At 37.7% G+C, this 11,083-nt stretch carries 11 protein-coding genes; all 11 read left to right on the forward strand.

The annotated features are described in order from the left end of the window. The first annotated feature begins 343 nt into the window (after window positions 1–343). Complete coding sequence (locus HUU81_RS07815; protein WP_233520613.1) at window positions 344–2,350, forward strand: oxidoreductase; 2,007 nt, start codon at window positions 344–346, stop codon at window positions 2,348–2,350. A gap of 324 nt (window positions 2,351–2,674) precedes the next feature. Continuing rightward, window positions 2,675–3,397: a YebC/PmpR family DNA-binding transcriptional regulator gene (locus tag HUU81_RS07820; RefSeq protein WP_199611660.1), complete on the forward strand. Its 723-nt coding sequence runs from the start codon at window positions 2,675–2,677 to the stop codon at window positions 3,395–3,397. Window positions 3,398–4,246: 849 nt separating this feature from the next. Continuing rightward, entirely contained in the window at window positions 4,247–5,791 is a 1,545-nt protein-coding gene (locus HUU81_RS07825) for a M6 family metalloprotease domain-containing protein (RefSeq protein ID WP_199611661.1), read from the forward strand. Window positions 5,792–5,801: 10 nt separating this feature from the next. Next, on the forward strand, window positions 5,802–6,026 hold the full coding sequence (locus tag HUU81_RS07830) for a hypothetical protein (protein WP_199611662.1): 225 nt from the start codon (window positions 5,802–5,804) through the stop codon (window positions 6,024–6,026). Between the two features lie 9 nt (window positions 6,027–6,035). Further along, window positions 6,036–6,497: a hypothetical protein gene (locus HUU81_RS07835; RefSeq protein ID WP_199611663.1), complete on the forward strand. Its 462-nt coding sequence runs from the start codon at window positions 6,036–6,038 to the stop codon at window positions 6,495–6,497. A gap of 194 nt (window positions 6,498–6,691) precedes the next feature. After that, complete coding sequence (locus tag HUU81_RS07840; RefSeq protein WP_199611664.1) at window positions 6,692–6,958, forward strand: hypothetical protein; 267 nt, start codon at window positions 6,692–6,694, stop codon at window positions 6,956–6,958. Between the two features lie 180 nt (window positions 6,959–7,138). Then, window positions 7,139–7,810, forward strand: a complete 672-nt coding sequence (locus tag HUU81_RS07845) for a hypothetical protein (RefSeq protein ID WP_199611665.1) — start codon at window positions 7,139–7,141, stop codon at window positions 7,808–7,810. A gap of 461 nt (window positions 7,811–8,271) precedes the next feature. Further along, on the forward strand, window positions 8,272–8,721 hold the full coding sequence (locus HUU81_RS07850) for a hypothetical protein (RefSeq protein ID WP_199611666.1): 450 nt from the start codon (window positions 8,272–8,274) through the stop codon (window positions 8,719–8,721). Between the two features lie 919 nt (window positions 8,722–9,640). Beyond that, window positions 9,641–9,916: a hypothetical protein gene (locus tag HUU81_RS07855; protein WP_199611667.1), complete on the forward strand. Its 276-nt coding sequence runs from the start codon at window positions 9,641–9,643 to the stop codon at window positions 9,914–9,916. A gap of 96 nt (window positions 9,917–10,012) precedes the next feature. Then, complete coding sequence (locus HUU81_RS07860) at window positions 10,013–10,597, forward strand: hypothetical protein (RefSeq protein WP_199611668.1); 585 nt, start codon at window positions 10,013–10,015, stop codon at window positions 10,595–10,597. A 158-nt stretch (window positions 10,598–10,755) separates the two neighbouring features. Then, window positions 10,756–11,082, forward strand: a complete 327-nt coding sequence (locus HUU81_RS07865; RefSeq protein ID WP_199611669.1) for a hypothetical protein — start codon at window positions 10,756–10,758, stop codon at window positions 11,080–11,082. Window position 11,083 lies beyond the last annotated feature (1 nt).

Raw genomic sequence — 11,083 nt, forward strand, 5'->3', positions numbered from 1 at the left:
TTCCATTTCGTATAATTTCAAGATACAACATTACTATGTTAACGAAATTCACGACAAAGTCTATTTTTTGAAGCCATTACAAACCGTAACATTGTAACAAAATCGGTATGTTCATATTTATCGTCTAAAATTAAAAACCTAGCGCTTTTTCGTGGTAATACTCACACACAGTCTTTAAATCCTTGAGCCTAGTTGTAAAAACAAGTATAAATACAGCCATTAAGAGGTTAGACCAGATAGGGCGGTCAATAAAATTATGACTCAACACATAGATTCTTCTGTAGTAAATGAGCACACAACTACACCACAACAGTCTTCAACAGATGGCGTAACATATCCTTCAATGTTAGCGCCTTTAGACCTTGGTTTTACAACATTAAAAAACCGTGTATTGATGGGTTCAATGCATACTGGGCTAGAAGAAGAAAAAGATGGCTTCGACAAACTAGCTGCGTTCTACGAAGAGCGTGCAAGAGGCGGAGTCGCCATTATTGTAACAGGTGGAATTAGTCCTAATTTTAGAGGTCGTTTAGAACCCTTTGCAAGTCAAATGAGCCGTTGGTGGCATGTTGATAAGCACAAAAAAATTACCAGTGCCGTACATAAGCATGAAAGTAAAATTTGTATGCAAATTTTGCATGCAGGCCGTTATGGTTATCATCCTTTCAATGTGGGACCAAGTGACATTAAGTCACCGATTACGCCTTTTCGACCAAGACAATTAAGCACAAGACAAATAAAGAGCACCATCAGAGATTTTGCAAAGTCAGCATCGCTAGGCAAGAAAGCAGGCTACGATGGCGTTGAAGTGATGGGTTCGGAAGGTTATTTAATTAACCAGTTTGTTTGTGAAAGAACAAACCAACGCACCGATGAATGGGGCGGTACATTTGAAAAACGAGCAAAATTTCCAGTAGAAGTTGTGAAAGCAATCCGTAAAAAAGTGGGTGAAGATTTCATCATTATTTACCGCTTGTCGATGCTAGATTTAGTTGAGCAGGGCAGCAAATGGGAAGAAGTTGTTGCACTTGCTAAATTAATTGAAGAGGCAGGAGCAACAATAATCAACACAGGGATTGGCTGGCATGAATCTCGTGTGCCAACAATAGCAACCAGTGTTCCAAGAGCCGCATTTACATGGATTACAGAGCGACTTAAAAAAGAAGTTTCACTTCCTTTAATTACAACAAACCGCATTAACGACCCACAAGTTGCCGAAGACATTATTTCATCTGGTCAGGCAGATATGGTATCAATGGCCAGACCATTCTTAGCTGATCCTGATTTTGTAGAAAAGGCAGCACAAGGTAAAAGCAACGAAATAAATACTTGTATTGCATGTAACCAAGCATGTTTGGATCATGTGTTTCAACGTAAACGTGCATCTTGCTTGGTAAATCCAAGAGCGTGCTATGAAACTGAACTTAATTTTGAATTAAAACCAGAAAAGAAAAATATTGCAGTTGTTGGTGCTGGCCCTGCCGGTTTAGCCTTTTCGGTATACGCTGCTGAATGCGGTCATAGCATTACACTATTTGATAAAGCAGGTGAAATAGGCGGCCAGTTTAACTACGCAAAACAAATACCCGGTAAAGAAGAGTTTTACGAAACGCTAAGATATTTCCAATCGCAACTAGAAAAGTATAAAAACTTGATTACCGTAAACCTGAATACTACTCAAACAGTAGAGAGTTTAATGGCAGGTGGATTTGACCGCGTTGTATTGGCTACAGGCATTAAACCTCGCCAAGTTAATATTGAAGGTATCGAAAGCGATAAAGTAATGACGTATCTTGATGTATTACGAGATCACAAACCTGTTGGTAAACGTGTAGCGGTAATTGGAGCTGGTGGTATCGGCTTTGACGTGTCTGAATACTTGGTAGAAGAAAAGTCATTAACGTTAGATAAAGAACGTTGGCTTAAAGAGTGGGGTATTGATGTTAACTACAGCAATGCAGGCGCGATTACTGAACCAAATCATTCTGCGCCAGCACGAGAAATTACATTACTACAACGTAAAACGACTAAAGTGGGCAAAGGTTTAGGAAAAACCACAGGTTGGATTCACCGTGCAACACTTAAACACAAGCAAGTAAAAATGCTAGCAGGCGTAAGCTACAAGAAAGTGACAGACGAAGGTCTGCTCATTGAAATTGATGGTCAAGAGCAATTACTAGCAGTTGATAATATTATCGTTTGTGCCGGACAAGAGCCACTACGTGAATTGTATGATGGTTTAGAACAAAACGGCATGCCTGTTGACCTTATTGGCGGCGCAGATGTTGCGGCCGAGCTGGATGCAAAAAGAGCAATCAGACAAGGTGCAGAGCTGGCGGCAAGCCTATAAAACGTTCAGTAAATGTGTCGGATAGCGCTGCGCTTATCCGACCCACTTCTAATTCACCATTTACATCCTAACCGATTAGAAAAGCATAAAGCGCCTTCCCACAATTTCATCGCTGGGATGCAGATTGTGTTAAAGCCAATTTCAGCCTTGTAATCATTAGTATTGCTGATAAAATCGCTGGCATCATCAATCGATTATCCAGTTAATAAACTGAATCTTAGTTATACGTAATATTGCTGAATGATAATTATCCAGCGTTCAGATTCAGTAATGCACAATCGATGTAAATTATAAATACAATTTCAGTGACGAGAGCGAATCGCAATGGGCAGAAGTTTTGAAAACAGAAAAGCATCTATGGCTAAAACGCAGGGTGCAAAAACTAAATTATATTCAAAGTACGGTAAAGAAATTTATGTTTGCGGTAAAAATGGCGGCACTGATCCAGACGCGAACCTAGCATTAAGAAGATTGATAGATAAAGCCAAAAAAGACCAAGTGCCAGCACACGTTATTGAAAAAGCGCTAGATAAAGCGAAAGGCGGAGCAGGTGAAGACTTTGTAAGTGCACGTTATGAAGGTTTTGGTCCGGGCGGTTGTATGGTAATTGTCGACTGTTTAACAGATAACGGAAACCGTACAATTAAAGACGTTAGAAACTGTTTTACAAAAACGGACTCTAAAATTGGCGCACCGGGTGCTGTTGCGCACTTATTTGATCATCAGGCTATTCTTTCTTTTAAAGGTGAAGATGAAGAAGCAGTGCTTGAAGCATTGATGATGGCAGATGTTGACGTAACAGATATTGAATGTGAAGAAGGCATGATCACCGTATTTGCACCACACACTGAGTTCTTCAAAGCCAAAACAGCATTAACAGAAGCATTTGGTGACATTGAGTTTGAAATGGAAGAAATCACATTTGTTCCACAAACTACAACATTAATTGAAGGTGATGATGTAGCGGTTTTTGATAAATTCATCAACATGCTTAACGATTGTGATGACGTTCAAGAAATTTATCATAATGCGGAATTTTCTGAATAATCTTCGTTTTTAAATAGACAACATCCTACTTAAAATCGCTTTTTAAGAGAATTAAAAAGCGATTTTTTTATATTTAAATAAAATTTTTTACTTTTCTATTAAATTAATTGATACCTTAATTAGGTTATTGATTAAACAATGTATCACTCAATATCTTGCCCAAAATTCACTAGCTGACCCCTTTATTACAGATAGCCACCTTTTTGTATAACTAGTTATTAATTACGACTCTAATTGCTTTCACTAAAAAGTGACTGGGTAAGGTTTAATCGGCTAATCATTAATGACTTTTTGATGAAATAACATAAAAATAGCCCACTTTCGAGCAGATGATTATAAAAGCTTAAATTAGCCTACAAGCCATGTAATATCAGCTTTTCAGAAAAAATTGGGAGTCGCTTTTTTTCCTTGATCTTTGGTCATTATGTTCTAAATTTTAGCTTGAGTGTAAATAGAAGTTGTAAGGACACAATTATCTGTTTTCGTGTTTGAGGTTATTAGCTTTACTAATGACTTATGCTGCGGCAATGAATATTACAAGGTAATAATTGTAGCAACTGTTAGATTTTCCTCCTTCCCTTATTTCTCTCTTACGCAGTCTCGCTTGGCGTTCAACTAATACCTACTAACTTTACGGTTATCGTGAATTGGTTGAGCTTATGGAAGTCACCTTAATAAGGATTATTACATGCCCCCACTTCGAACGACCACTCATCATTAGATGAATGTATAGCCACGCGCTATACCAAAATGCTTTAACGAAAATGTAAAACCAAGGCTTACTCAGCAGCCCTAAGTGTTGCCAGTGGGTAGGGGTTTTATTTAGTTTAATTATAAGGACATAACACTATGTGTAGAGATTTATGCATAATGCCTCCTCATCCGGATTTGCACGACAAAATAGATAATTCTAAGCGCGCATTTCAGGAAGGCAGTTTACTTGATGACATCGATCAAGTAGACGTACTTGATATGCGAACGTTTACCCTAATTACAGGAAGACCTGATAAAACACGTGCGCACAACCACTCGCTAGATGCAGCGCCAGTTGTAGGTGTAAGAAAAGCATTGGCGTTATTAGTCGACTTTTCAGATAAGAAAGCGACTACTTCAAAAAGCCATTTCAACGATCTGCTATTTGATGTTGGTAGCAACAGCATGCGGGATTATTACCGCGAAGTGTCGTACAACAAATTAGATGTACAAGGACAAGTAGCTGGTTCAGGGCCTACCGCAGGTTGGTACAGAGCACCACACCCAAAAAGTTATTACACAAATAATGATTATGGATTTGGCGCGTACCCTAAAAATGCACAACGCTTGGTTGAACAGCTGATTGACCTTGCCGCACCACACGTTAACTTTGCTAATTACGACAACTCGGGCAATGGCAAAGTTGAAGCGCTAATGATTATTTGCGCTGGTATTGGTGCAGAGCAATCGTCAAATAAAAATGACTTCTGGTCACATAAATGGAGTATTGCACCCAAGGCCGTTGATGGCGTAACCGTAGATAAATACTTTATGGCACCTGAAAATGGCAAAGTAGGTGTAATGTCTCATGAATTGGGCCATTTACTGCTAGGTTTACCAGACTTATATGACACTGACTACTCTAGCCGAGGCACAGGCCGTTGGGATCTTATGGCGGGTGGTAGTTGGAATAATGGTGGTAATACGCCTGCGCATCCAACTGCGTGGTGTAAAGTAAAAGCAGGGTGGATTACACCTACTGTAATTCATAATGCTGCACAGGCGGTTACTATTAAGCCTTATGCAGACAACCCTCAAGTCTATAAATTGCCGATAGGGCCTGCAAATAGCAAAGAGTATTTTTTACTGAGCAATCGTAAAAAAACGAAGTTTGATCAGCATATTCCTGGTGAAGGGTTAATTATCGAGCATATCGATGATAACAAAACCAATAATACTGATGAAAATCACTACTTAGTTGATATTGAACAATGTGACGGTTTGCGAGAACTAAACAAAAATATCAACAGTGGTAATGCAAGTGATGCTTTTCCACACGGTGGAAATAACACGTTCAATAATGCAAGCACTCCAAACAGTAAAAGTTATGGTGGCGCAGATTCCAAGGTAGCAGTGACGAATATTGCCAAATCTGGAAACAACATAACTGCAAATATTAATGTTGGCGGTGCAGCAGCAAAACAATGGAAGAGCAATGTTGCCATTACTCGTACCTACACTAGCTATCATGCCTCAAATTGTTGGGCATATATTAGTGGTACAGGATGGAGAAAAGTAGACAAAGTATCTAATGACGGCGTAACCAACGTATTCGCTCTATTAGTTTACGCACATGCTTACGGCAGAAAAACAACATTGCAAATCGACGGTAGCAAAATCTACCTCGCATATATGAATTAGGAGATTCAACATGAACTTTTCAAACAAAGCAATCACTCGCACATACGCTTCACCTCACTCTAAAAATGTTTGGGGCTATATTGCCACTATCGGCTGGAGAAAAATTAAGCCAGATAATAACGACGGTTCAACTAACATGTTTATTATCCTTAATGCAGCTAGAGCAAGCGGCAAAACCTGCTCAGGTACGATTGAAGACGCAACAAATCAAATCACGATTCTATATTTAAATTAGGAGTTTGATATGTCGCAAATAATTAATATCAACATATCTGAATCGACGGGAAGCGGAGGCGAGGCGATGGATCAATATTCATCAGGTCATACTAATGACTTTTCAGCACCAGCTCCAGATACCGCCGACGTGTTTAGCGCAGCAGGTTCGCACGATGATATGCCTCACCCAGAAGCGGGAGGACATGAATCTAGTGGTCATGAAGACATGCATGCTGATACAGGTATTCCTAGCCCAATGGCTGACGCCGACAACGCTATGGCTGAAAGCGATAGTGGCACTCCGTCACCGCACAGTGGCAGTTTTGAAGCTGCCAGAGGTTTTGAAGAAGAGCCTTCACCTTCTGCATCAGATGAAGAAGAAAGTGCCTCTACATCAAGCGATGACGGTGAACCAGAGCCTGAAGAGCTAGAAGAAAAGAAACCAGCGGCTAAAAAAGCAAGTACGAGCAAAGCTAAGAAAGCAACATAGCCATATTCGCAAATGAATATACTTTAGAGGCGTATACCTCTAATAAGCTGAAAAACAAATATTGCATAAAAATAACTCAGTATTTTATGCAATATTTTTATTTAAGCGCTAACTTATTAAGATCAATACATGCAAATAACACTGCTGCTTGATGGTTAGCAGTTTGAATAGCAAAAATCGTGAAGGTGAACAATATGAATGTCAGTGCAGCACCTAATGAGATTATGATAACTGGAAAAATTAAATCAGTATCAACAGAAGATGATAAAACGACGGTAACATTAGAAGTCACAAAAGCAGACAGCCTCTTCGGACCATGTTTTGCAGAACAAGGCCAAGCTATATCATGCTTTACTTATAACTCCTCAAAAACCCTAGAAAAAAATGACATGATAACCGCCAAAGCAGAATACATCGGCGGGCCAGATCGGGGTGTGTATCAGCTGCTTGAAATTGAGTAAGCAACGTTTCTTGGTGCACATGATTTGCAATCAATTTTAAAAGGTATGTATTACCGAGTGGCTTGTTGCATATAACCTGTAGCAGTACTAAAAATGTATCAGATTTTAATTATCATTGTGGAGTGTTTGACTACTAAAAAATGGAAATTAATATATTGTTGTGTTTAACGGGGGATTTTCGTGAATTGTTGGATTTGTGGTACAGAAGCAAAAACAGGAGAGCACCTTGTTAAGGCATCTGATTTAAAGTCTGTATTTGGCTCAGTATCCCAAAAAAAGCCTTTGTATATTCATAATAAAGATGAAAAAAATATAAGACTAAACAGTATAAAAAGGGGAAGTGTAATTAAATCAAAAGCCCTTATTTGTGCTTTCTGTAATAACGCTAGAACTGCTCCTCATGATAGAGCGTGGGAAAAGCTGTCAAACTATCTTAGAAATAAAATAGCTTCATATTCAAGTCACGTGGTTAAGCTAAATAGAGTATTTCCAGGTGAAATAAAGTCTCAAATGTTGAATGTACATTTGTATTTTGCAAAGCTGTTTGGATGTTCGATAAAAGAGTCTGAAATTGCTATAGACTTAACACAATTTCAGAAGTGTATTTTGCAAGGCAAAGCTCATCCAAGTTTGTATATCTCGTTTGGGATGTCAAATGGAATGTTAACTGGCAATACTAACATCCGAATTGATAGCATAAATAACGGTGTAAAGTTTGCCAGTTGGTTCTACATTGTAGGTTCTTTAGCTGTGAATATAATGTACGCGGCACCTTGCGAAAAGAGGCGGGGCTTAGATAAGGCTTGGCATCCTTATTCAATAAGTAAAAAGTTGAAGCTTGTGAAATATTAAATATGTTATATATGAATCTTTTAGTGATAAATGCAGGATGCTGTCATTACTTGGTTCAATTTGTTTTACAACGTTAATTAGCTAAGTATTTTGAGTCACAAGTAAGGTGTTATTCGTAAAATGAAACGCGAATAATAAAGTATATTATCAGTTTGATCTTTATTAATCTTAAGACTCAGTTTTAGTTGTTCCAGCGGTTTTCATAGGAGCTACTGTAATGGCTGCAGGTGGAGGCTAATAACTTACGCGCTCTCATGTATTTTCAAGTGGGGTGTTAAATGCTACAAATTGCATCAGCAGCACTTTTAGCCTACTATTTTTTACCTCTTAGTATGGTGGTGCAATGACTATCACAACCAAATTTAAACATATGAATCTTAAATTAATTATGGCTTTGGCTTTGAGTTAAGCTAGTACACAAATAGCAGACGCTAAGTCAGATTTATGTACAAAGGAATATTTTGGTAAAAATTAAATGTCTGGTAGTTGTTTTAATCTTGTTTTGTTCACAAATAGCCTCTGCTTGTAGGTGTGATGGGCTTAATCCAAAAGATGCGGTAGACTCTTCAAAAGCCATCCTTATTGTTTATGTTGTTGAGACTAAAGTTAAAGATATCCCTGCTAATAGTTATGGCTATGGTGGGAAAATGACACTTCTTGAAGCCAAATTTAAAATATTAGAGACTCTTAAAGCTTCCAAAAAGCCAATTAATATAATTAGGTCAATTGGTTCTTGTGGTATGCCTATAATGGCAGGTAAAAAGTACTATGTCAGTATCCCGAAAGAGAGTCCTATAGAGAATTTGATTTCTGTTTGTACTGGTTCATTCCAAATTTGGGAGTCTGATAAAAGTAAAATTAAAGAGCTACGTCAAATTATTCAGAGTAAATTGTTGAAGCAGGAAAAATAATAATTGGCTTTTGCTCCTGCGTAGCTTATTTTTAGCTCCAATGTTATTGCCCTATATGGGCGTTAATGCTTCAAGAGATTCGAGTGAAATTCGAGATAAGAGACAAATATACAGTGATAGATTGTTGCTCGTTTGAAAGGGCGGATTCTCCAATGGGCTTGGTTCATGGATAATTGATGCCAACAAAGAAATATTACTCGAGTTTTATTTATTCAAACTTAAATGTTTCTGCCGTCGGTTTTAACGTAATAATGGGCTTTGAGTCAATCACGATTGAAGACATATATTAGGAAGTTGGGGAAGTAAGTATTGGGGTTACTGAGCACTTCCAAGTTCAGAAGAGTTCGACAAATATTTTGAGCATTAGCAAGAGAGCTATGATAGACAACTTAGCTAGTAGGAATTTAACAACTGACAGTTTGATACACCGCTGTGCTAGGCATTAGGTATTAATTTGATTATTCTGCTTTTATTTTTGTGGTTTGGGTTAGGCTGGCTTAGCCACAAAATGTTGGTGTTATTTTTCATGGAAGGTAGAGTTACTTATGCCAAGAGTGAAAATTTAAAGCTGCTCTATAGAGCATTAAGCTTTGGTCTTTCGTATTCGCCAGTACCTGTAGGATTTTTCGTTCTACCAGCAGTAGTCGTTTTTCCGTTTTGTGTTATAGGTCTGCTTTGGCTTGTGGCTCAAGCTTTTTTTACTAATAAAATGGGCAGTAACAATGAGTTAATCAATTTTTTTATAATACATACCGAAATATCAATAGCTTCTTCATTATGCTTCACGCTAATATCGTTCGTTACACTTTGGTGTTACAGCAAGTTAAAACCTCACAACTCGAGTCAACGAGACAAATAGTGCTTGGTTATGTTCTCGCTGATTTTTGAGACGATATTGTACAAATAGTGGTTACATAAATTGAAAAAAAATAATTTATCAAGAGAGTTTAAGGCTTTTGTAATTGGAACGCTTTTAGTTCTTGCTTTAGGGCTTTATTTTATTTGGGCTGGTAGCCCAGTCCCTAACATGCAGGAAAGTATAGCCTTAAATAAACGGCCTATATGGGAAATGCCGTGGTTTGAGTTCTGTATTAAAGGACTTTTAACCGTTTTAGTGTTGCAAGTTTATTTTTTGGCAATTGCACGACCAGCGTTGAGAGCAATTATATATCCTTCATCAGACAATGAGCTATAAAACAGCTTCAATCAAAAAATGCGTATTCTAAGTCCATAATTTAGTATAACTATTTTGTGAAGATTACAGCAATCCTAATAAGACAAGGCGATGTTAATGAAAACCTTAAAATTAGTTATATCTACTATTTTTGTATCCCAGCTTGCAGTTGCAGAGGTGAGTATTTCTCTTGCTAATGGCACTGAAAAAGAAGAGATGAAGCGAAAACAAGTTTTACGGCTGATTGAGCAACATGACCTCAAAAAGTGGTGGTTTACAAACAATATTATTATAGACGAATCGGTAAGAAGCCCTTATAGCCATCCAATTCTAACTCTTAAAGCTTCAAGACCAAATAACGACCCTGCTGGTTTGTCTCAGCTTCTGCACGAACAAATTCATTGGTTTGAGGATGCACGAAAGGAAGAGGTAGCAAAGACTGTTGCTGAACTCCGAAAAATGTACCCATCTGTGCCTGTTGGTTTTCCGAATGGTGCAAGAAGCGAATTTTCCACTTATTTGCATCTCGCTGTTTGCTTAATGGAATTGGATGCCCTTACACATGTATTAGGTAAAGAAAAAGCTGAAATGGTTGTTGCGAAAAACGGTAAGTACTTTTATAAATGGATTTACAAAACTGTACTTCAAGACCAAACACAAATACGAGAAGTTCTGAACAATAATGATTTGTACATTGAGTAATGCCTTCTAAGAAAGCTTCCACACACTATAGTGAGAAAATAACTCGTGGTTGACTGGTTTAATGGAGCTGGATATTTTAACTGTCAATAATAGACAAATCACATTCAGAAATTTAGAGCTTATTTCTGGGTCTTAAAAACTAGTACATAGAGGTTTAAATGCTACAAATTGCATTAGCTACATTTTTTGTTTTTTTATTTTTTAAAATTAAAGACCCTGAAGGCGGCTTAGATGGTTTTGGCGCATTAGCCATGGTATTGGCTCCTGCGATAGTGATTTTTTTTACTGCTATGGCTGTCACCGCATTAGAAATGCCTGAGTATATAATTAGTCTTTCAGAGTTATTTTACGTGGTCATCCCGTTCTTTTTAATAAAAGAGATATATGGGTATTCAAATAAAAAAGCTGCACTTTACTCATTGATCGTTTTTGGCTTGGTTATGTTAAGTTCGATTATTATTGCTTTGTTATTTAATCAATTCTGAG

It is taken from the genome of Flocculibacter collagenilyticus, assembly GCF_016469335.1.
Lineage (GTDB): Bacteria > Pseudomonadota > Gammaproteobacteria > Enterobacterales > Alteromonadaceae > Flocculibacter > Flocculibacter collagenilyticus.

Coding starts and splice junctions, on each gene's coding strand:
- HUU81_RS07825 (WP_199611661.1), top strand. CDS start 4,247: ATGTGTAGAGATTTATGCATAATGCCTCCTCATCCGGATTTGCACGAC.
- HUU81_RS07865 (WP_199611669.1), top strand. CDS start 10,756: ATGCTACAAATTGCATTAGCTACATTTTTTGTTTTTTTATTTTTTAAA.
- HUU81_RS07860 (WP_199611668.1), top strand. CDS start 10,013: ATGAAAACCTTAAAATTAGTTATATCTACTATTTTTGTATCCCAGCTT.
- HUU81_RS07840 (WP_199611664.1), top strand. CDS start 6,692: ATGAATGTCAGTGCAGCACCTAATGAGATTATGATAACTGGAAAAATT.
- HUU81_RS07835 (WP_199611663.1), top strand. CDS start 6,036: ATGTCGCAAATAATTAATATCAACATATCTGAATCGACGGGAAGCGGA.
- HUU81_RS07815 (WP_233520613.1), top strand. CDS start 344: ATGTTAGCGCCTTTAGACCTTGGTTTTACAACATTAAAAAACCGTGTA.
- HUU81_RS07820 (WP_199611660.1), top strand. CDS start 2,675: ATGGGCAGAAGTTTTGAAAACAGAAAAGCATCTATGGCTAAAACGCAG.
- HUU81_RS07830 (WP_199611662.1), top strand. CDS start 5,802: ATGAACTTTTCAAACAAAGCAATCACTCGCACATACGCTTCACCTCAC.